This is a genomic window from Desertibaculum subflavum (assembly GCA_003576705.1).
Taxonomy (GTDB): Bacteria; Pseudomonadota; Alphaproteobacteria; order Ferrovibrionales; family Ferrovibrionaceae; genus Desertibaculum; species Desertibaculum subflavum.
In genome coordinates, this window is record QOZS01000032.1 from 44,245 (window position 1) to 64,660 (window position 20,416).

General features: G+C 69.2%; 20 protein-coding genes. 10 read left to right on the plus strand and 10 right to left on the minus strand.

Going from position 1 to position 20,416, the window contains the following annotated elements:
* Position 1 precedes the first annotated feature (1 nt).
* The 3 genes from hemJ (at position 2) to serB (ending at position 2,196) form a co-directional block, all read left to right on the plus strand.
* A complete protein-coding gene (hemJ, locus tag DT074_RS17150; protein WP_119421077.1) occupies positions 2 to 439 on the plus strand; it encodes a protoporphyrinogen oxidase HemJ in 438 nt (145 codons plus the stop codon).
* A 78-nt stretch (positions 440 to 517) separates the two neighbouring features.
* Positions 518 to 1,252, plus strand: coding sequence for a glutamine amidotransferase-related protein (locus DT074_RS17155; protein WP_119421078.1), 735 nt, complete (start codon positions 518 to 520; stop codon positions 1,250 to 1,252).
* A 62-nt stretch (positions 1,253 to 1,314) separates the two neighbouring features.
* The gene (gene serB, locus DT074_RS17160; RefSeq protein ID WP_119421079.1) at positions 1,315 to 2,196 is read left to right on the plus strand and encodes a phosphoserine phosphatase SerB; all 882 of its coding nucleotides are present in this window, start codon (positions 1,315 to 1,317) and stop codon (positions 2,194 to 2,196) included.
* Here the strand turns inward: serB and DT074_RS17165 are convergent.
* Entirely contained in the window at positions 2,169 to 3,425 is a 1,257-nt protein-coding gene (locus DT074_RS17165; RefSeq protein WP_119421080.1) for an MFS transporter, read from the minus strand. The genes serB and DT074_RS17165 overlap by 28 nt on opposite strands.
* A gap of 65 nt (positions 3,426 to 3,490) precedes the next feature.
* Here DT074_RS17165 and DT074_RS17170 point away from each other — a divergent pair, with 65 nt between their 5' ends.
* A complete protein-coding gene (locus DT074_RS17170; RefSeq protein ID WP_162914966.1) occupies positions 3,491 to 4,525 on the plus strand; it encodes a DUF2125 domain-containing protein in 1,035 nt (344 codons plus the stop codon).
* Positions 4,526 to 4,536: 11 nt separating this feature from the next.
* On the opposite strand, the gene DT074_RS17175 is transcribed toward DT074_RS17170, so the two are convergent.
* Positions 4,537 to 5,481 carry an autotransporter outer membrane beta-barrel domain-containing protein gene (locus tag DT074_RS17175; RefSeq protein ID WP_119421082.1) on the minus strand — a complete coding sequence of 315 codons (945 nt, stop codon included), beginning with the start codon at positions 5,479 to 5,481 and terminating at the stop codon, positions 4,537 to 4,539.
* 144 nt (positions 5,482 to 5,625) lie between these two features.
* Between DT074_RS17175 and DT074_RS17180 the strand changes: the two genes are divergently transcribed.
* On the plus strand, positions 5,626 to 7,923 hold the full coding sequence (locus DT074_RS17180) for a caspase family protein (protein WP_119421083.1): 2,298 nt from the start codon (positions 5,626 to 5,628) through the stop codon (positions 7,921 to 7,923).
* Between the two features lie 2 nt (positions 7,924 to 7,925).
* Here the strand turns inward: DT074_RS17180 and DT074_RS17185 are convergent, their stop codons facing one another.
* Complete coding sequence (locus DT074_RS17185; RefSeq protein ID WP_119421084.1) at positions 7,926 to 8,576, minus strand: COQ9 family protein; 651 nt, start codon at positions 8,574 to 8,576, stop codon at positions 7,926 to 7,928.
* The gene (gene def / locus DT074_RS17190; protein WP_119421085.1) at positions 8,576 to 9,103 is read right to left on the minus strand and encodes a peptide deformylase; all 528 of its coding nucleotides are present in this window, start codon (positions 9,101 to 9,103) and stop codon (positions 8,576 to 8,578) included. Before def ends, DT074_RS17185 begins: the two co-directional genes overlap by 1 nt.
* A gap of 79 nt (positions 9,104 to 9,182) precedes the next feature.
* On the opposite strand from def, the gene DT074_RS17195 reads away from it, so the two are divergent.
* The 3 genes from DT074_RS17195 to DT074_RS17205 are packed head-to-tail and all read left to right on the plus strand — an operon-like array spanning position 9,183 to position 12,597.
* Complete coding sequence (locus DT074_RS17195; RefSeq protein ID WP_119421086.1) at positions 9,183 to 11,432, plus strand: xanthine dehydrogenase family protein molybdopterin-binding subunit; 2,250 nt, start codon at positions 9,183 to 9,185, stop codon at positions 11,430 to 11,432.
* A gap of 4 nt (positions 11,433 to 11,436) precedes the next feature.
* The gene (locus tag DT074_RS17200; RefSeq protein ID WP_119421087.1) at positions 11,437 to 11,964 is read left to right on the plus strand and encodes a 2'-5' RNA ligase family protein; all 528 of its coding nucleotides are present in this window, start codon (positions 11,437 to 11,439) and stop codon (positions 11,962 to 11,964) included.
* Positions 11,965 to 11,967: 3 nt separating this feature from the next.
* Complete coding sequence (locus DT074_RS17205; protein WP_119421088.1) at positions 11,968 to 12,597, plus strand: LysE family translocator; 630 nt, start codon at positions 11,968 to 11,970, stop codon at positions 12,595 to 12,597.
* On the opposite strand, the gene DT074_RS17210 is transcribed toward DT074_RS17205, so the two are convergent.
* On the minus strand, positions 12,515 to 13,168 hold the full coding sequence (locus DT074_RS17210) for a TetR/AcrR family transcriptional regulator (RefSeq protein WP_119421089.1): 654 nt from the start codon (positions 13,166 to 13,168) through the stop codon (positions 12,515 to 12,517). The genes DT074_RS17205 and DT074_RS17210 overlap by 83 nt on opposite strands.
* A 69-nt stretch (positions 13,169 to 13,237) precedes the next feature.
* On the opposite strand from DT074_RS17210, the gene DT074_RS17215 reads away from it, so the two are divergent.
* The gene (locus DT074_RS17215; protein WP_162914967.1) at positions 13,238 to 13,669 is read left to right on the plus strand and encodes a PaaI family thioesterase; all 432 of its coding nucleotides are present in this window, start codon (positions 13,238 to 13,240) and stop codon (positions 13,667 to 13,669) included.
* Between the two features lie 4 nt (positions 13,670 to 13,673).
* On the opposite strand, the gene DT074_RS17220 is transcribed toward DT074_RS17215, so the two are convergent.
* The 3 genes from DT074_RS17220 to DT074_RS17230 form a co-directional block, all read right to left on the minus strand.
* Positions 13,674 to 15,371, minus strand: coding sequence for a glycosyltransferase family 4 protein (locus DT074_RS17220; protein WP_119421091.1), 1,698 nt, complete (start codon positions 15,369 to 15,371; stop codon positions 13,674 to 13,676).
* On the minus strand, positions 15,368 to 16,618 hold the full coding sequence (locus DT074_RS17225; protein WP_119421092.1) for a glycosyltransferase family 4 protein: 1,251 nt from the start codon (positions 16,616 to 16,618) through the stop codon (positions 15,368 to 15,370). The genes DT074_RS17220 and DT074_RS17225 overlap by 4 nt, the downstream gene beginning before the upstream one ends.
* 87 nt (positions 16,619 to 16,705) lie before the next feature.
* Positions 16,706 to 17,581, minus strand: a complete 876-nt coding sequence (locus tag DT074_RS17230) for a crotonase/enoyl-CoA hydratase family protein (RefSeq protein WP_119421093.1) — start codon at positions 17,579 to 17,581, stop codon at positions 16,706 to 16,708.
* A gap of 197 nt (positions 17,582 to 17,778) precedes the next feature.
* Between DT074_RS17230 and DT074_RS17235 the strand changes: the two genes are divergently transcribed.
* Positions 17,779 to 18,081: an HU family DNA-binding protein gene (locus tag DT074_RS17235; protein WP_119421094.1), complete on the plus strand. Its 303-nt coding sequence runs from the start codon at positions 17,779 to 17,781 to the stop codon at positions 18,079 to 18,081.
* A gap of 164 nt (positions 18,082 to 18,245) precedes the next feature.
* On the opposite strand, the gene DT074_RS17240 is transcribed toward DT074_RS17235, so the two are convergent.
* Both DT074_RS17240 and DT074_RS17245 read right to left on the minus strand, forming a co-directional pair.
* Complete coding sequence (locus DT074_RS17240) at positions 18,246 to 18,617, minus strand: hypothetical protein (protein WP_119421095.1); 372 nt, start codon at positions 18,615 to 18,617, stop codon at positions 18,246 to 18,248.
* A gap of 121 nt (positions 18,618 to 18,738) precedes the next feature.
* Positions 18,739 to 20,416: adenylate/guanylate cyclase domain-containing protein (locus tag DT074_RS17245; protein ID WP_119421096.1), on the minus strand; the 1,678-nt coding region annotated here is incomplete at its 5' end.

Below are 20,416 nucleotides of genomic sequence, written 5' to 3' on the forward strand. Positions count from 1 at the left end.
CATGATCGGCGCTGAATATTACTTATGGATCAAGGCGTTCCACCTGATCGCGGTGATCGCCTGGATGGCCGGCATGCTGTATCTGCCGCGGCTTTACGTCTATCACTGCCAGGCGGCGCCGGGCTCCCCGCAATCGGAAACCTTCAAGGTGATGGAGCGCCGCCTGCTCCGCGCCATCATCGATCCGGCGATGATCGCCGCCTGGGCGCTGGGCCTCTGGCTGGCCTTCCTAGGCGATCACTGGGGCAGCGGCTGGTTTCACGGCAAGCTGTTGCTTCTGCTCGGCATGCAACTGATCCATGCCGCCTATGCCCGCTGGCGAAGACATTTCGCGGCCGACGCGAATACTCTCTCCGAGAAGGTTTTCCGCATCGCCAACGAAGTACCGACCGTGCTGATGATCGGAATCGTCCTTCTCGTCATCGTGAAGCCGTTCTGAATTCCGCCGCGATTTCGTGCGTATTGCGCCGAACTGAATCATCAGTATCTTAACCGGCATCGCCATAAGATTTGCTCGATGAGCAACCAGAAAGTTCTTCTCGTCGTTCACCAGGAGATGTCGGATCCCGGCCGGGTGCGGCAGCATCTCGAGCAGTTGGGCTACGACTGCGATCTCCGGCGCCATGCCTGCGGCGATCCCCTGCCCGGGGACCTCGACGGCCATGCCGGCGTCGTCATCTTCGGCGGGCCGATGAGCGCCAATGACGACCATCTGGACTTCATCCGGAACGAGATCCGCCTGATCGAGCGCACCGTCTCGGCCGGCAAGCCGTTCCTCGGCATCTGCCTCGGTGCCCAGATGCTGGCCCGCGCCTATGGCTCCAAGGTCGCGCCGCATCCAGATGGCTGGCATGAGATCGGCTATTACGAGCTGACGCCGACCGAGGCCGGCCGCCACCTGTTCGAACCGGGCTTCCATGTCTATCAGTGGCACGGCGAGGGCTTCGACATGCCGGGCTGCGGCACCCATCTCGCCGCCACCGAATGGTTCCCGCACCAGGCCTTCCAGGTCGGCGACAACGCCTATGGCGTGCAGTTCCACCCCGACGTGACCGGCCAGATGATGGAGCGCTGGACGGCCCGCGCCCGGCACCGGATGGTGCTGCCCGGCGCCCAGGCGCGCGACAAGCAGCTCCGCCTGCGCGACCGGTACGAGCCGATGATGGAGAAATGGTGCGAGCGTTTCTTCCGCACCTGGCTCGGCCTCGGCAATGCCCGGCCACAGGAAATGGTGCAAGCCGCGGCGGAGTGAACGGCGGCGGAGTAAACGGCGCGATTGCGCTGGCCCGCCGCTCCGGCTAGAGCGGCGCTGACATGCAGCACGTCCTCGTCCTTATCGCCGATCCGGAAGACCGCCCTCTGGAAGCGGCGGATGTCGCCTTGGCCGCCGAGGTGCTGGGCGACGCCGCGGGAGCGCCGCGCTGGCTGTCGCGCGAACGCGCGGTCGAGATCGCCTGCGCCGACTTCGTCGACGAGGCGTTGTTGCGCGACGCCTTCGAGGACGCGCCGATCGACATCGCCATCGTGCCGGCCGCGCAGCGCCGCAAGCGGCTGCTGGTGGCCGACATGGATTCCACCATCATCACCGTCGAGTGCCTGGACGAGCTCGCCGATTTCGCCGGGCTGAAGCCGAAGATCGCCGCCATCACCGAGCGCGCCATGCGGGGCGAGCTCGACTTCAAGGCGGCTTTGCGCGAGCGCGTCGGCATGCTGACCGGGCTCGACGAAAGCGCGCTGGCGCGGGCTTATGGCGAGCGCGTGCATCTGACGCCCGGCGCGCGCGCGCTGGTCGGGACGATGCGCAAGCACGGCGCCTATGCGGCGCTGGTGTCCGGCGGCTTCACCTATTTCACTGCGCGCGTGCGCGAGGCGGCCGGCTTCGACCAGGACAGCGCCAACACGCTGCTCATCGAAGCGGGCCGCCTGACCGGCAAGGTGGCGGAACCGATCCTGGATTCCTCCGCCAAGCTCGCGACCCTGCAGCAGCTGACGCGCGAGCGGGGCCTCGATCCGGCGGAGACGCTGGCCGTCGGCGACGGCGCCAACGATCTGCCGATGCTGCAGGCCGCGGGGCTCGGCGTCGCCTTCCGTGCCAAGCCCAAGGTCGCGGCGGCGGCACAGGTGCGGATCGAGCACGGCGACCTGACGGCGCTGCTTTACCTGCAGGGCTATGCCGACGAGGATTTCGCCGTCTGAACCGCGGCGAAGCGCGGCCCGGAATCGGGGCCCAGCGCGAAGATCGCCGCGCCCACCACCAGCGACAGCGCAAGCAGCAGGAACACCGCCCGATAGGCCTCGACCGGATAAGGCGCGCCGTCCGGCGATATCCACTGCACGATCAGGCCGGACAGATAGGGCAGTGCGAAGGCGCCGGCGACCTGCGCCAAGTTGACGGTGGTGACGCCGCGTCCGAGCAGGGACGGCGGAAACAGGCTGCGGCCATGCGCGACGATGACCACGCTGTAGGCGCCGATCAGGCAGAAAGCGATCAGCAGCGCATAGGAACCGAAGCGCAGATCCGCCGGCAGGAAGGCGAGCGCGACCAAGGCACCCGCCGCCGCGACCGCGCCGGCGATGATGATCGGCTTGCGCCGGCCGATCAGGCGGTCGAGCGGTCCATAGGCGAAGATGCCGGCGATCTGGCCGACCGCCATCGCGAGGATCACGTTGCCGCGGGCGATGGTGTCGAGCCCATGCACATGCTGCAGATAGGGGCCGGCCCATAGGCCGAGCAGGGTCACGATGGCCGCATAGGCGACCGAGTGGATGGCGAAGGTCTGACCGAGCCCGCGCGCACCGAGCACCGAGCCGAGGCCGCGCAGGATCTCGCCCAGGGTCTCGCGCGACGCCGGCAGCGGCGCCGCGCCAGGCGGCGCGTCGCGGGCGCCGAGATAGAAGATCACTCCGACCACGCCCGAGATCGCCGCGATCACCAGGAATGAGTTGCGCCAGCCGACCGCTTCCGTCAACAGCGCCAGCGGCGTGCCGGCCATCAAGGTGCCGAGATTGGACAGCGCAAAAACCCAGGACAGCACCAGCGCATAGCGGTCCGCCGGGGCCCAGCGCGCGGTCAGCACGACAGCGCCCATGAAACTGCCGCCGCAGCCGATGCCGATGACCAGCCGCGCGGCGATCAGCTCCGCCGCGTCGCGCGCCAGGGCATTGCCGATGGCGCCGATCACCGCGACAATCGTCAGCGCCGCGACGGTGCGCCGCACGCCGATCCGGTCGAAAGCCATGCCGACCGGCACCTGGGCCAGGCCGAGGCCAAGGAAGAACGCGCCGCCGGCGAGCGATAACGAGGTGGCCGACAGGCCGAGATCGCGCAGCAGGTCCGGCGCGATGGCGCCATAGGCGACGCGGAAGAACTGGCTGACCAGCGTGAGCAGGACGAGCAGGGCGACGATGCGGAACAGCGGTTTCATGGCGTCATCCTAGCGGCGTCTCGATGCCCCTTGCTGCGGTCGCGACCAATGCGTATCGAGGGGCGATGCGGCTCCGGATCCCGTATCTCGTCATCATCGCTGTGATCGTCGCCGGCATCGCCGGCTGGACGGGCTACTGGTTCTGGCTGCAGGGGCGGGTCGAGCAGGAGGTCGCCGCCTGGGTCGAGGCGCGCCAGGCCGAGGGCTACGAGATCGCCGATGCCGGGCGTCGCATCGGCGGCTTTCCCGCGCGCATGCAGGTGACGGTGGCGCAGCCGACCATCGCCAAGCCGGGCCACTGGCGCTGGCAGGCGGCCGGCCAGGTGGTCGTCTACCTGCAGCCCTGGAATCTCACCCACGTCATCGTCAATCTTGGCCCGAGCCACCAGCTCGAATGGGTCGAGGGCGATACGGTGCGCCGTGCCGGCGTCACCGCCGAGCGCGCGCTGGCCAGCGGGATCTTTTCGGGTACCGGGCGTCTGGAACAGGGCGCGCTCGACATCGCCAGGCCGGTCGTCGTCGACAGCGCGACCGGCACCAGCAGCGCCGACCGTGCGCAGCTGCACAGCCGCGCCAATCACGGCGAGACCGAGCAGCGGCCGGATGACAGCCTCAGCCTGGCGCTGCAGATCGACAATGCCGCCCTGCCGCCGGCGGCCAACACGCCGCTCGGGAATGCGCTGGCCTTGCTCCGCATCAACGCGACCTTGCCGCCGCCGCTGCCGCCGCCCTCCCGCCGCGCCGAGGCGCTGGAGGCCTGGCGCGCGGCCGGCGGCGTCGTCAACCTGGACAGGTTCGAGCTGCGCTGGGGACCGCTCGACGCCGACGGCAGCGGTACGGTCGCCATCGACCGCGAGCTCCGGCCGCTCTTTGCGCTGGCAACCGAGCTGCGCGGCTTCGGCCCGACACTCGATGCCTATGCCGAAGCGGGGCTGCTGAAGCCGAAGCTCGCGCGCAACGCCAAGTTCGCGCTCACCGCCCTCGCCAAGCCCGACAGCAATGGCCGGCCGACAGTGAAGCTGCCGATCTCGGCGCAGGACGGCCGGCTCTATCTGGGCCCGGTCGGGGTTGCCGATCTCGCGCCGATCGTGCCGCGCTAGGGCGCTACCGGTCAGAACCGGAAGCGGGCGTTCAGAATGGCGCCGACGTTGTTGGAATCGTCGTTGATCGTCTCGACCTGCATGGCCACGCCGAACGACACGCTCTGAGTCGGCTGCACGTCCACGCCCAGGGTCAGGTAGAGATAGTGGCGATCGGTGTTGACACCCGGGTCCTGGTGGGTGGCGTCGTATTCGTACTGCGCCATGACGTAGGGAACGAACTCGGCGATCATGTAACCGGCCAGTGCGCCGACATACAGGAAATGGGTGTTCGTCGTGTCGTCGCTGCTGGAGCCGGTGTTGCGCAGGTTGGTGTGATTGAAACGCCACCCGGTCTTGGCGCGGATCACCCAGCTCTCGACCACGTTGCCGTAGTTCATCGACAGGTCGCTGAACAACGTGTCGGCACTGACCCGGGAATCGCTGATGTCGCTGAAGCTGTAGCCGGCGATGGCCAGCGGATAGAGATGGTCGGTCAGCAGATACGAGACGTAGGGCGAAATGGTGTAGGTATCGACGTTGATGCTCTGTGGCGAAATGGCGCCGCCCGACGTGGCCGAAAGGCCGTCGGCGACGGCATGGCCGAGCGAGGCCGAGCCGCCGACCACGAAGCGGTCGAGCTTCAGGTCGCCGCCGATGATCGCCTCGTAGACGTCGAGATCGCCGTCCGGTCCGCCTTTCACCACGGTGTCGATATCGTGATAGCTGGTGGTGAACCAGACCGAGCCCGAGGCCTGATCGGCGCCGCGGCCGCCGCCGACGGTGGCTGCGGCGATGGTGGATTGCTGCACCTGGGTGCCGAGCCGGCGGGCGATGGCATCGGCGATCTGGCGGCTGGTCTGCTTGACCGTCTCGTCCACCGCGTCGGCGGCGAAAGCGGGAGTGCCTGCCGCCGCGACCAGGGTTGCACCGGCGACGCCCGCCGCCAGCGCGAGACGCGACAACACCTTGCTCATGGATGGCCCCACCGACCGCGTGTTTGAAATGTCAATGTTGCGGGCGATAAGATGAGCGCGGATTACTTTTGTCAATTGACTGATCGGGTTGGGAAAATGGTCGCTCGGCGCCGTGATATCCGGGCAACACCTCGTTATCCCGGCATGAAGAGCCTGGTCGCCTGTCTTGCTGTCGGGATGGTCGCGGTCGCCCAGATTCCGCTCGCCCTGGCCCAGGGCGGCGTCACCGGGAACATCAGCCGCAGCATCAGCGAGGCGATCAGCGCCAATGTCGCCCGCGGCATCATCTATCCCAAGCTCGCCTATCGGAATCTGCCCGGCGCCGTGCAGTGGATGACCTTGGCGGCGGATGGCCGGACTTTGGCCGTGGTGCTGTCCGACAACACCGTTCGCCTCTGGGATCTCGAACTCGGCGTGCAGCGCCCGCCGATCGCCGCTTCGTCCGGGGTCGTGGCGGTGGCGCTGTCGGCCGACGGCACCCGGCTGGCGGTGGCGGAGCGCTCCGGAAAAGTCCGGGTCGTGGATGCCTGGGACGGCCGGGAACTGGCGTCGGCCGCGCTCGGTGCCCCGGCGACGGCCCTGGCATGGTGGCCGAAGGGCGACCGCCTGGCGTTGCTGGGTACCGACGGCGCGCTGAGCCTGTGGGCACCGGAAGCCGGCCCACCGCGCAAGCTCGCCAATGCCGGTGCGCCGCCAACCGCCCTTGCCATCGGGCCGGGCGACGAGCTGGCCGTCGGCGACGCCGCTGGCAAAGTGACATTGGTCGATGCCGTCACCGGAACCTTGCGCCCGGGTTTCGCCTTCGGCGCGCCGGTCACGTCGTTGGCCTACGATCCGGCCGGTCGGTCCTGGCTCGTCGGCGGTGACAAGGGCTTGCTCGCCCGCGGCGGCCAGCAACTTGCGGGAACGCGTTCCGGCGATGCCGTGGCCGACATCGATCCGTCGACGTCGACCGCCCTGCTGCGCCGCGGCGACGACCGGCTGATCCTGGTCGACCTGGCGAGCGGTACCATCCGCGCGGAGGCGAAGTTCGACGGCGCCAGGATCGTCGGGGCGAAGATCGGCCAGGGCGCCAAGTTCCTGCTGGCCGGCGAGGCCTCCGGCATCGTGCGGCTGTGGGATGTGAAACAGGCGCGCCCGATCGTGCAGCTCGTCTCCACCACCGCCGGCTGGACGGTGATCGACGTGCAGGGCCGGTTCGATGGCTCGCAGACCGGCATGGAATCGATTTCCTGGTCGGCCAAGGGCTTCGACCTGACATTGGACCGGTTCGCCAAGCGGTTCTTCGAACCGGGCCTGCTCGCGCTCTACTACGCCGAGCAATCCGCCAAGCTCGCCAAGCTGCCGGGCGAGCCGGAGAAGGGCGTCTCGGCCCCGCCGAAGGTGGAGCTCGAGATCGAAAGCCGCGAGGTCGAGGCCGGCAAGGAGATCGCGCCGCTGGTCGTGGCCGAGGATATGGGCGGCGGCATCGGCGATCTCCGCCTCTACCACAACGGCAAGCTGGTCGATCCCGGCGCGCTGATCCAGCAGCAGGAAGTGAAGCAGGGCGGCCGCACGCTCCGCGTCCAGGCCTACCGCGTGACGCCGGTGCCCGGCATCAACACCTTGCGCGCGGTCGGCGCCGGCAAATGGGATGTCGAAGGCGCCTCGCCGCGCGAGACCTTCGTCGCCAAGGGCGAGACGCGGCGCGGCACCCTGCACCTGATCTCGATCGGCATCAGCACCTACGCGGCGCCCGAGCTGAAGCTGGATTACAGCGTGCGCGACGCCGACGCGGTGACCTCGCGGCTGACCGCCGGTGCGCGGGCGCTGGTCGACCGTGTGGAAGTGCGGCGACTGGCGGACCGCCAGGCGACGCGCAAGGGAATACTGGACGAGCTCGCGCGGCTGAAAGGCGCTCGACCGGAAGACATCGTCGTCGTCTACCTCGCCGGCCATGGCGTCGCCACCGAGGAGGACTGGCTGTTCCTGCCCTACGACGTGCCGTACCTGCGGGATGTCCGGCAATATGCGCCGCATGCGCTGAAGGCGACCGATCTGGAGGCGGCGCTGGTCGGGTCGCCGGCACAGCGCGTGCTGCTCGCCATCGATGCCTGCTATTCCGGCGGCGGCCTGATCGCCTTCGAGGAACGGCAGGATTTCCACCGCCGCCTGTTCCGCGACCTATCGAAGAGTGCCGGCATCACCGTGCTGGCGGCGACGCGCTGGGACCAGTCGGCGGCCGAGCTGCATGCGCTCGGCCACGGCGTCTTCACCTATGTCACCTTGTCGGGACTGGATGGCCGGGCCGCCCTGGCGCAGGCGAACCTGGTGACGGCGCACGAGCTGACCGGCTTCGTCGGCCGCAACCTGCCGCCGCTGTCGCGCCGCTATCTGAAGGAGGCGCAGGAAGTCAGCGCCTTCACCCTCGGCGCCGATTTCCCGCTGGTCCAGGCGCGATAGACTTATGCGCCGCGGGTGCGGCGCAGGAGGCGGAATGGGTCCGGCAGGCGCTCGGCCAGCTTTTCGACCCGGCTGCGGGCGCCCTGGATGCGCATGATGTCGGCGAGGCGGCGGTCGAGGAAGGCCCAGCTCGCCTCCTGGCCGGGCGAGCGGTCGTCGAGCCAGAACAGCAGGGTCGTCGAGTAGACGCCGGCCAGCAGGAAGCGCTTCGTGTACCAGCTGAAATCGGTAGAGACATCGCCCACCGCATGCCAGATCGCATCCACCGTGCGATGCAGCTGGCGCAGCGCCAGCGGTGCGCGGTGCGGCAAGGTCATGGCGCCGACCGCCTTGCGCACCGCCTCGCGATGCGGCGCCAGGTGCTCGAGCCGCAGGCGGATGGCGAGCGCCACCTTCTCGCGCAGCTTCAGGTTGGCGAGATCCTGGGCCGCCAGCGCTTCCAGCATGGCGCGGTCGGCCTCGGCGACATGAAACTCGATCAGGTCGACGGCGCCGCCGGGAAAGGCGCGCATGGCCATGCTGCGCTCGAAGCCGGCCGCCTCGGTCGCGCGCAGCAGGGTGGATTCGCTCCAGCCGTCGAACGGCACATCGGGCAGCGCCGCCGCCAGGATGGCGCGCTTCTCGGCGAGCAGGTGCTCGGCTTGCTCGGGCATCAGTCGACATCCTCCGGCAATACGATCTGGCCGAGATGGTGCTTCGCCTCGGTCTCGAAGATCAGATAGCGGAGATCAGGCATGCGCTGGGGATACAGCACGCCGTCGAGATGGTCGCATTCGTGCTGCACCACGCGGGCATGCATGTCCTCGGCCTCGCGCTCGACCTTGCGGCCGTCGAAGTCGAGGCCGGAATAGCGGATGCGGCGCCAGCGCGGCACCACCCCGCGCAGGCCCGGCACCGAGAGACAGCCTTCCCAGCCGAGTGCCATTTCATCGCCCAGCGGCTCGATCACCGGGTTGATCAAGATATCGGGCGTCGCCGTCACCTGCTCGGCATGGAAGATGACCAGGCGCTTGCCGACATGCACCTGCGGCGCCGCCAGGCCGCGGCCGCCGATATCCTCCAGCGTGTCGATCATGTCGCGCACCAGCTGCACGATCTCCGGCGCGCCCGGGTCGGCGACGGGCTCCGCCGGCTTCATCAGCACCGGGTGGCCCATGCGGGCGATCTTCAGAATGGCCATGGCCTGAATATGGGTCGGGGCACGCGGCGGGTCAAAAGGAGTCCTGCGTCCGTGGTGATGTTCCGGTAACCTTTCGCCCATGATCCGCCTGGAAGATTTCCGCTTCGTCACCGGCGCTGGCCGGTTCACCGACGACATCGTGCCGGCCGGCGCAGGCCGCGGCTTCGTGCTGCGCTCGCCGCATGCGCATGCCGAGATCCGAAGCATCGACACCGCGGCCGCTAAGGCCATGCCGGGCGTGCTGGCCGTGCTGACCGGCGTCGACCAGGCGGGCGACGGCATCCGCCCGATCCGCTGCCCGGCCACCGTGGCGAAGCCGGACCGGAGCGATTATGTCGACCCGCCGCGCATGCCGCTGGCGGTCGGCCGTGTGCGCCATGTCGGCGACGCCGTTGCCTTCGTGGTCGCGGAGACGGTCGAGCAGGCGCGCGATGCGGCGGAGGCGATCGAGATCGACTACGACCCGCTGCCGGCCGTGGTCGATGCCGAAGCCGCGGCCGCCCCGGACGCGCCACAGGTCTGGGACCAGGCGCCGGGCAATCTCTGCGTCACCTATGCCAAGGGCGACGTCGCGGCGGTCGATGCCGCCTTTGCCGGCGCGGCGCGCACGGTCAGCCTGCGGGTGGTCAACAACCGCCTCGTGGTGAGCTCGCTGGAGGCGCGTAACGCGCTCGGCCAGTTCGATCCGGCCGGCAACCGCTATACGCTGACCACTACCAGCCAGGGCGTGCACTTCCTGCGCAAGATCCTGTGCGACGCGCTGGGCGTCGCTGCCGATCGGCTTCGCGTGCTGACGCCGGATGTGGGCGGCGGATTCGGCATGAAGTTCCAGGCCTATCCGGAGCAGGCCCTGGTGCTGTGGGCGGCGCGCAAGCTCGGCCGACCGGTGCACTGGACGTCCGAGCGTGCGGAGGCCTTCCTCAGCGACACCCATGCCCGCGCGCATGTCAGCGAGGGCGAGCTCGCGCTGGATGCCGATGGCCGCATCCTCGCCTATCGCGCGCGGAGCCTCGCCGATGCCGGGGCCTATCTCTCGTCCTATGCGCCGGCGATTCCCACGCTCGGCTTCGCCAAGGTGCTGACCGGTCCCTACAAGGTGCCGGCGGCATCGCTCGATGTGCGGGTGTTGTTCACCAACACGGTGCCTGTCGACGCCTATCGCGGCGCCGGGAAGCCGGAGGCGCAATACCTGCTGGAGCGGCTGCTCGACATCGCCGCGGCCGAGCTCGGCCTCGACCGTGCCGAGATCCGCCGCCGCAACATGCTGCGGCCCTCCGACCTGCCTTGGACCAACATGTTCGGCGTGGTCTACGATTCCGGCGATTTCGCCGCGCCGCTCGACCGCGCGCTGACGCTCGCCGATCGCGCCGGCTTCGCTGCGCGCCGCGCGGCTTCGGCCGCGCGCGGGCGACGGCGCGGCTTCGGCCTCGCGGCCTATGTGCACGGTACCGGCGGCGATCCCTCCGAGCGCGGCGTGGTGGAGATCGACACGCAGGGCCGCGTCACCGCCAGGAGCGGCACGCAATCGCAGGGCCAGGGCCATGCCACCGCCTTTGCCGCCGTGGTCGCCGAGGCGCTCGGCATCGCGGCGGCGGATGTGGCCCTGATCCAGGGCGACAGCGACGCGCTCGACCGTGGCGGCGGCACCGGGGGCTCTTCCTCCCTCTTGCTCGGCGCCAGCGCGCTCGCCAAGGCCTCCGCCACCTTGATCGACAAGGGCCGCGCCGTCGCGGCGGAGGCGCTGGAGGCCGCGCCCGGCGATGTCGTGTTCGCAGCGGGCGAGTACCGCATCGCCGGCACCGACCGGCGCATCCATCTCTACGACGCGGCGCGCAAAGCGGGCGGCCTTGCCGCCGATGCGCTGTTCGAATGGAGCCACCTCTCCTGGCCGAACGGCGTGCAGGTCTGTGAGGTGGAGGTCGACCCGGAAACCGGCCGGATCACCTTGGAGCGCTATGTCAGCGTCGACGATTTCGGCCGCGAGATCACGCCCAGGCTGGTCGACGGCCAGGTGGTCGGCGGCATCGTGCAGGGCATCGGCCAGGCCCTGCTCGAAGGCGTGGTCTATGACGGCGACAGCGGCCAGCTGCTGACCGGTTCGTTCACCGACTACGCCTTGCCGCGCGCCGACGATCTCGGGCCCTTCGTGCTGGAACGCCTGCCGACCCCAACGAAGAACAATCCCTCGGGCGCCAAAGGCGTCGGCGAATGCGGCACCATCGGCGCGCCGCCCTGCGCGATCTCTGCCATCTGCGACGCCCTCGGCATCGCCCATATCGACATGCCGGCGACGCCTGAGAAGATCTGGCGCGCCTTGCGCGGAGCCTGACGGCATGGCGGAATCCGCGCTGGTCATTCTGGTGCCCGAGGCGGAGCCGCTGGTCGGCAGCTTTCGGGCGCGGCATGACCCGTCGGCCGCCGAGGGCGTGCCGGCGCATGTCACACTGCTCTATCCGTTTGCGGCGCCGGACCAGATCGACGCGACCGCCCTCGACGCGCTGCGCGCGCTGTTCGCGCCGATCATGCCGTTCGACTTTGCGCTGACCGCGGCACGCCGCCTCGGTGACAGCGTCCTCTATTTGGCGCCGGAGCCGGCGGAGCCGTTTCGACAGCTCACTTTCGCCATCTGGCACCGATTTCCCAAGACGCCGCCCTATGGCGCACAGCACGCCGATATCGCGCCGCACCTGACGGTGGCACAGATCGCCGATGCCGCGACGCTGAACCGTGTCGCGGCCGGGTTCGCCGACGCGGCGCATGAGCGATTGCCGATCGAAGCCTCCGCGACGGAGGTCTCGCTGCTCGACAACCGCACGGGTCGCTGGCAGACGAACACCACGTTCCCGCTCGGAGGCATCTGATCCGTGTTCGATCCGCTGGGCTTCGCCCTCTTCCTCGGTGCCGCGCTGCTGGTCGCGCTGTCGCCCGGGCCTGGAATTTTCTACGTCGCCGCGCGCAGCTTGGCCGGCGGGCGCGGCGAAGGCATCGCGTCGAGCTTGGGCACGGCGCTCGGCGGCCTCGTGCATGTGGTTGCCGGCGCTGTCGGCGTCTCCGCGCTGATGCTGGCCAGCGCCGAGGCCTTCACGGCGCTCAAGCTCGCCGGCGCCGCCTATCTCCTCTGGCTCGGCATCCGCACCTGGCGCCAGGCCGGGGGGCCGATCGGGCCGGTGATCGCGGCGTCGACCGGCGCGCGCCGCGCCTTCGGCGAGGGCATCGTGGTGGAGGCGCTGAACCCGAAGACGGCCGCCTTCTTCCTCGCCTTCATCCCGCAATTCGTCGATCCGGCGGGGCCGGTGGCGGCGCAATTCGTCCTCATGGGCCTGATCTCGGTCGCGCTCAATACCGCGGTCGACATCCTGGTGGCGCAGGCGGCCGGCCATCTGCGCCGCATGCTGGAAATGCGGCCCTGGATCATCGCCCGGCTGCGGCGCGCCTCGGGCGCTGTGCTGTGCGGGCTCGGGGTTTCGCTGGCGCTGGCGCGCCGGCCGGGTTGACCGCCGTCTCCAGCCGCTCCGCCAGCATCCGCGTCACGCCGCGGATCGGTCGCGCCGAGGCCTCGGCCCGGGCCAGCACCATGGCGCCTTCGAGCGAGGCGACGGTCAACAGCGCCAGCTCGCGCGCTCTCGCCGCCGGCACGCCGTCGCGCATCAGCGCCGCCGCGATACGGGCCTGCCAGGCGGCGAAGCCGGCCGCCGCCTCGGCGCGGATCGCCGGCGAGATCGCCGCCATCTCGACCGTCACGGTGGTCGCCGGCGACCCGTCGCGGAATTTCGAGTCTTCCATCCAGCCGGCGAGCGTGGCGCCGATGCGGCGGACGGCTTCGGCGGCGCTGCGGCTGCTGCCCAGCGCTTCGTCGAGCGTGGCAAGGAACAAAGCCGAGCCGCGCGCCAGCGCCTCGACCGCCAGCGCCTCCTTGCCGTCCGGGAAATAGTGATAGAGCGAGCCTTTCGGCGCGCCGCTCTTGTCGACGATCTCGTTCAGGCCGATCGCGGCATAGCCGCGCCGCCCGAACAGCCGCATCGCCGTATCGACCAGCCGCTCCCGGGCGCCGGTGGGTGTCCGCATCAACGCCTCCTGCGTGACTCGCAGCCGAATCAAATTATGATGACTGGTCTATATATCTGGAGAACGAAGATGACCAGTGCGGCAGCGGACATTCCAGCCGGATTCACGTCCTCGCAGCGGTCGAGCGCGCTGCTCGACCTGATCGGGCCGATCTTTGAGAGCGGTGCCGGCCCCGACTATCGCCTGGGCCTGCGCGTGGATCAGCGCCACGTCAACGCCAAGGGCTTCTGCCACGGCGCGCTGCTGGCCATGCTGGCCGACGTGCATCTCGGCCGGCTTTGCGCCTTGTCGGCCGCGCCGCGGCTCAACCTCGTCACTGCCGGTTTGAATCTCAGCTATCTGGCGCCGGCCCGGCTCGGGCAATGGCTGCAGGCCGAAGGCGCGATCGACCGCGTCGGCAAGAGCCTCGCCTGCGCCACCGGCCTCGTGCTGGCCGATGGCAGGCCGGCACTGCGCGCCACCGGCACCTTCCAGGTGATCGCCGAGCGCGCCGCCGCGTGAGCGGTCAGGCGGGCGGCGCGAAGCGCAGCAGATCGAACTTGGCGAGCCAGACCAGGCCGCGGGCGACCCCGGCTTGGCGCGCTTCGGGGAAAAGCTGCACCAGGTCGCCGGCCCGCGCGGGCCCGTATTCCTTCAGGGTGCGGAAGATCACTTCCACATGCTCCTGCGGCGGCTGCTCGTCGGCCGCGACATCGTTCATCGAGGTGGCGCGGAGCCGCGTGACGCGCTCCAGCGAGGCGTCGGGCGCCGGGCTCAGCACCAGATCACGATCGAAGGCGAGGCTCGGATAGGCGGCGAACACGGCAAACGGATCGTCGCGCAGTGGATGCGCCGGCGCCCCGGCCGGGCGTGCCGCGGTCTCCGACGCCTGTACGCGGCGACGCGCCAGCGCCGCCCAGAGCTCCTGATAGCGGCGGATCACCTTCGGCCAGTCGAACTCCGCCTCGGCGCGCGTTCGCGCCGAAGCGCCCATGGCGGCGCGCAGATTCGGATCCGCAAACAGCCGCTCGAACGCCGCGGCCGCGGCGGTGACATCGACAGCGGCAAACTGGCTCGCCACCCCGATATGCCGGTCATAGCTGTCGATGCCGGCCTGGTAGCGCAGCGCGATGCCCTCGCCGGTGCCGGCCGGCGCCATCACGGTTGGCACGCTGAAGCCGTCGGCGCCGTCGCGCAGGGTGTCGCGGTAGCCGTCCCAGTTGCTCACCACCGAGGGCAGGCCCGCCGCCATGGCTTCCACCGGGGTCAGGCCGAAGGTCTCCTGGATGTTGTCCGAGAGCGAGCAGAACACATCCGCCGCCGCCCAGATCTCGCGGCGGATGTCGGGCTTGCGGCCGTCCAGGAAGATCGCGTTGACCGACGGCGCGAAGGCGTCGGCGCCGTCGCGGAGCTGCTTGGCGATGCCGTCATTGGCGAACCAGCCCGCTTGGATCAGATGCACCTTGCCTTTCGCCTTGCGCGCGGCGCGTTCCACCGCGCTGTACATGGCGACCGGATGCGCCTTGGCGTGAAAGCTGAGCCGGCCGAAGAACAGCACCGCGATATCGCCGTCCGCGACGCCGAGCTTGCTGCGCCAGGCCTGCCGCTGCGCCGCGCGCGCCGCGCCGGTGGCGAAGCCGTCGCAATCGACGCCGAGCGGGATGACCGGCAGCTCGATCTCCAATGGCGGCCGCGCGCCGGTGCGCTCCTTCAGATAGTCGCGCCAGTTGTCGAGCAGGCGGGTCACAACCGTCTTCGCGGTCGCCGAGGTGCAGATCAGCGCGTCCCAGGCCTGGACCGGCGCCGTCGCCAGCGCGCTGACATGGTCCATCGCGCCGTGGCTGGACAGCGTGTGGGTCAGGCCGACGATGCTGTGGCCGCGCTGGTCGCCGTGGCGGCGCAGAAACGCCGGCTCGGCGAGCTCGGGCCCGTAGAGCTGCAGGATGCCGGGCCCGCGCAGCTTGTCCGGCTGGTCGGCCGGCAGCCATTGGCATTCGCGGCGGCGCTCGTCGAAACCCTGCACGCGCCGGGCGAAATCCTCGAAGCCGGCGCGGTCGGGCGCCTGGCACAGAAAGCGGTCGGCGCCGGCATGGCGCACATAGGCCCTGAGCAGGCCCTCGCCGGCGGCATGCCGGCCCATCAGGCGCTCGCGGGAGGTGTCGACGGCGTCGGCGGCGTGCTGGAAGGCGGCGTTGGGCAGCACGGGGCGCGGCACAGCACTCATCCCGCGGCTCTCCGACGGGCGCGGGGTGGCGCGGCGGCCCCGCCGGCCAGCCGTTCGATCAGGCCGATCTGGATCGGCAGGCAGTGCTCGAGCGAATAGCGGGCCAGCGCCAGCGCGCGCGCATTGCGGCGGATCGTGGCGGCGAGCGCTCGGTCGTCCAGCGCCCGCTCGACCTGCGCCGCCACCGCCTCGGGCTGGAAGAAATCGGCGAGCAGGCCGGTCACGCCGGGCTCGACCGCTTCCAGAACCGGCGGTGTGGTCGAACCGATGACGACGCAACCCGCTGCCAGCGCCTCGATCATCGACCAGGACAGGACGAAGGGCACCGTCAGGTAGATATGGGCCGACGAAACCTGCAGCACCTTGAGATAGTGCTCATAGGCGAGCTTGCCGAGGAAGCTGACCCGGTTCGGATCGAGCGTCACTTCCTTCAGCGCGACCTCGCGCCAGGTCTGGCCGTCCGGCGGCTGGGTGCCGTAGCTCACCTCGTCGCCGCCGACGATGACGAACTGCGCGTTTGGCCGGCGCTTGCACAGGATCGCGATCGCCCGCATCGCCTGCAGGAAGCCGCGATGCGGCTCGAAATTGCGCGCGACATAGGTCACCACCTCGTCGGCCGGGGTCAGAACGCGTCCATTCGGCAGGGCGAGCCTGGCATCCGGATTCGGCGCCACCTGGTCGGTATCGATGCCGTCGTGCACGACAGCGATCTTGTCATGGAAGGCGGCGGGGAACTGCGCCCGCTGCCAGGCGGTCGGGCTCATGCCGGCATCGCAGGCTTCCAGGCTCAGGAGATGCATCGCGTTCAGGGCGCGGATACGCATGACGCGCTCCGCGGTCGGCGTCTCGCTCGGATCGAAATGCGCGTCGGAGCCGAAGGCGCGGTAATAAAACTCGCAGTAGTTCAACAGCGGCGTCTGCGGCAGCACGTCCTTCAGGAACAGCGCCTCGCCCCAGCCGGGATGCGCCGCGATGACGTCGGGCACGAAGCCTTCGCGCTGCAGCTTCTCCACCAGCCGCGCCACCAGCTCGCCATGCTGCACGCCGTCGTCATAGCGGCGCGCGAAGGGATGCGTGCCGGCATGCGCACCCCGCGGCCGGGCATAGCGCTCCAGCCGCACGCCCGCGAGCGGCTTGGCGTTGTCGCGGCCGATCGCCACCACCTGATGCGCCTTGTCGGCCGCGAAGGCCGCGGCCACGTGCTTGTACTGGCCAGGAAAGTTCTGGTGGATGAACAGGATACGCATGACGCCTGCCGGCCCCGGGGTGACGCCAGATACCCCGGGACCGGCAAACGTTTGCTTAACGGATGGCTAAAATTGCGCGCTTCCGCGTCATTCGAACGGACGGTCCTTCCACCACGGTACGAAGGGCGGCAGGTCGCGCGCCGCGCTGAGCGGGAATTTCGCCGGGCGCTTTTCCAGGAAGGCGGTCACGCCTTCGCGCGCATCCGCCATCTTGCCGAGCTGGGCGATGCCGCGGCTGTCGATCTTGTGCGCCTCCATCGGATGGTCGGCGCCGAGCATGCGCCACAGCATCTGGCGCGACACCGCGACCGAGACGGCCGAGGTGTTGTCGGCGATCTCGCGCGCCAGCGCCCTGGCGCGCGGCATCAGCTGGTCGGGCGCGACGACGTCGCGCACCAGGCCCGCTTCCAGCGCTTCCGCGGCCGGGAACACGCGCCCCGTCGCCACCCATTCCATCGCCCGGCTGATGCCGACCACGCGCGGCAGGAACCAGCTGGAACAGGCTTCCGGCACCAGTCCGCGGCGGGCGAAGACGAAGCCGAACCGCGCTTCGGTCGAGGCGAGGCGGATGTCCATCGGCAGCTGCATGGTGACTCCGACGCCAACCGCCGGCCCGTTCACCGCCGCGATCACCGGCTTCCGGCTCTCGAAGATGCGCAAGGTCAACGTGCCGCCGCCATCGCGCCAGTGCTGCCCCGCCGACTGCGCGCCGCCGGTGATGGTCTGCCGCTTTTCCACATCGAAGGTGTCGCCGCCGCGCGAGAGATCGGCGCCGGCGCAGAAGCCGCGCCCGGCGCCGGTAACGATGACGACGCGCACATTGTCGTCGTCGTCCGTCTTGTCGAAGGCCTCGATCATCTCGCGGCGCATCGTCTCGGTGAAGGCGTTGAGCTTGTCGGGCCTGTTGAGGGTGATCGTCGCGATACCTTCTTCAACGCCATAGAGGATTTCCTGGAACGCCATGTCGCTTCCTCCCACAAATGATGCCGACGATGCCGCGCGAAACCCCTCTGCCGCAAGGCCGGAAACGACATCGATGTCAAGAAGAGCCGATAAAATCGGACGAAGTGGGCTGTTTCGACTCTTGCGCAGAGTCTTGCGTTGTGATCGTCTCGCTGCCGTTCCACTCGATTCGCGCCTAAAGGCGTGGGAGGCAAGGCATGGCAGCAAAGAAGACGGCGTCGCCTGCGACCGTGACGCTGAAGCACATCTCGGCGGCGCTCGCCGAGAAGCACGGGATGCAGAAAAAGTCGACCGAGACGGTTATGGGCGACTTGGTCGGTCTTCTGGTCAAGCACCTGAAGAAGGGCGACCGCATTCGCATCGTCGGGCTCGGCGTGCTCCAGGTCCGCAAGCGCGCCGCGCGCATGGGCCGCAACCCGGCTACCGGTGAGGCCATCAAGATCAAGGCGAGCAAGAAGGTGGCGTTCCGCGCCGCCAAGGAGCTCAAGGAAGCGATCTGAGATCGTCGCGGCTTCTTTTCGCCACGGGCCCGCGCCTTCGATCGCCGACCGAAGGCGCGGCTGTCCGACGCGGTTCCGGGCGCAACTCGTTGAATTGACTCTTTAATCGATACGAACGGCAGGGCGCGCGCGGTGTCGCTGGCGGTGCTGCCCCGGCGACGGCGTCAAACTTTTGTCGCGACCCAGAAGGCCAGCGCCATCAGCCAGAGCAGCAAGGCGCCAGCCGCCGAGATCTCGGCATACCGCCAATAGGTGGCGCGGAGCGCCTCGCTGATCAGGCGCTGGGCCAACGCTTCGGGCGGCCGCCGCTGTTGGCCCAGCATGATCCAGACCTCGGTGCGGCGGCAGCTCTGGCTGCGCGCGAGTTGCGCCCGGAAAGCCAATACCACGACCATCATGGTCAGCAGGATGGCACCGGATTTGAGCGCCAGCAGCGGCGTGCCGGCGAGGCCGGTCATCACGGTGGTAATGGCAAGCAGCGCGAAGGCACATCCGCGCTTGACCGACAAATCGGCAAACCGCTCGATCTCGTCCATCTGTCCTGCCCGGCCGACCTGGCGGCCTTCGTCATCCTGCCGGCGATATCCTAGCAATCCGTATGCCAAGCGCGGCGAATCACAATTCGGGTAGGAAGGGCGAAGTTCCGCGACAGGCCCGCTACTTGTCGGTCAGGGTAATTTCGAACCAGCGGTCCTGCATTGTGCCGTCGGATTTGCGCCGTCGCGGCGTATTGAGCAGCGCCGCCAGCCGCTCGCGATGCATGCGCAGCAGGCCGTCCGTCGCTGCCTCGGGGTGTTCGAGCAGGGCGTCGACGGCGGCGAGCGCTGCTGCCGCGTCGTTGCCGAGTTCGCCGCGGATCATCTGGTATTCGGCGAGATAGCTATGCCGGGGATCGTCCGCCGCCAGGGGTTCGTAGACGTCGAGAAACTCGTTCCTGCCCTTGACCTGCAACGCGCCAATGGAGCGGAAGGTGAAGCCTTCGGCCCGCTCGACGGTGGTGCCGGCGATGCAGACACGGGTGCCGAGATATTTGTTGGCGCCTTCCAGCCGCGCGGCGGTGTTCACCGTATCGCCGATGGCCGTGTAGTCGAACTGCTGCTCGCCGCCGAAATTGCCGATGATGGCGAATCCCGAATTGACGCCGATGCGGGTCTCGCCGAATTCCAGGCCCCGCTCGGACTTCTGGCGCGCGGCGAATTCCGTGGCGAAGCGGTCGAGTGCCAGCGCACAGGCCACCGCCTCCTTCGCGTGATGATCGCCGTCGTCGAAGGCGCCGAACACCGCCACCACGGCGTCGCCGATATATTTGTCGATCGATCCATTGTGGTCGAACACCACCTTGGTCGCACCGTCGAGATACTCGTTCAAAGCCGCGACCAGAACCGCCGGCTCGGTCCGCTCCGACAGGCTGGTGAAGCCGGCGATATCGGTGAAGAGATAGGTGAGCTCGCGCCGTTCGCCGCCGAGCTTCAGGCGCCAGGGCTCGGATTCCAGCTGCTTGACCACGCCTTCCGGAACGTAGCGCGACAGCGCGCCGCGGATGAAGGCACGCTCCTCCATGTGCCGCCGCTGCTGGTAGAAGCTGATGCCGATCACCGCCAGCCCGAAGCCCAGCGTCGGGCTGACCAGCGGCAGCAGATAGCCGGTCAGCGGATAGGCACCGAACAGGACGGCCCAGATGACCACCAGCGCCGCGCCGCTGAGCAGAAGCTTGGTGCCGACCTTGAGGTCGTAGGCCGCGATCATCACGCCGATCAGCACGGCGACGGCGATGATCAGGGCCTCGCCGGCCGGCGTCGCCTCGTGCAGCCGGCGCCCGTCGATCAGCTGGGCCACGGCGTGGGCATGGATGGCGACGCCGGGGATGACGCCGCGGGCGACGCCGAGGCCGGCCGCAAACGGCGTGCGATAACGGTCGACCTCCGGCAGGTCGGCGCCGATGAAGATGATCTTGTTGCGGAAGAAGCTGTCCGGCAGTACCGGCGCCAGATGCGCTTCGTAGGTGGGGATTGCCGGTGCGTATTCCTTGGTATGGTTGTCCCAGGGCCCGACCGCGTAATCGAGCGTCAGGCTGTCGACCGGCGGCACCGGCAGGCCGAGCGCCCGGACCACGGCGGCCGGAAGCCCGGGCCCGAGCGCTTTCGGCCGCGGCCCCTCGCCGAGCCCGAAGGGCGCCGCGACGCGCAGCGCAAACCGGCGCAGCGCCTCGCCCAGTTCGGCCGCCGGCGGTTCCGGCTCGCGATGCATGAGGTTGATCCAGCGCACGGTGGCGTCGTTGTCGTCCCGAATCAGGTTGGCATAGCCGCGCGTCACCCCTTCGGTGTAGCGGCCCATG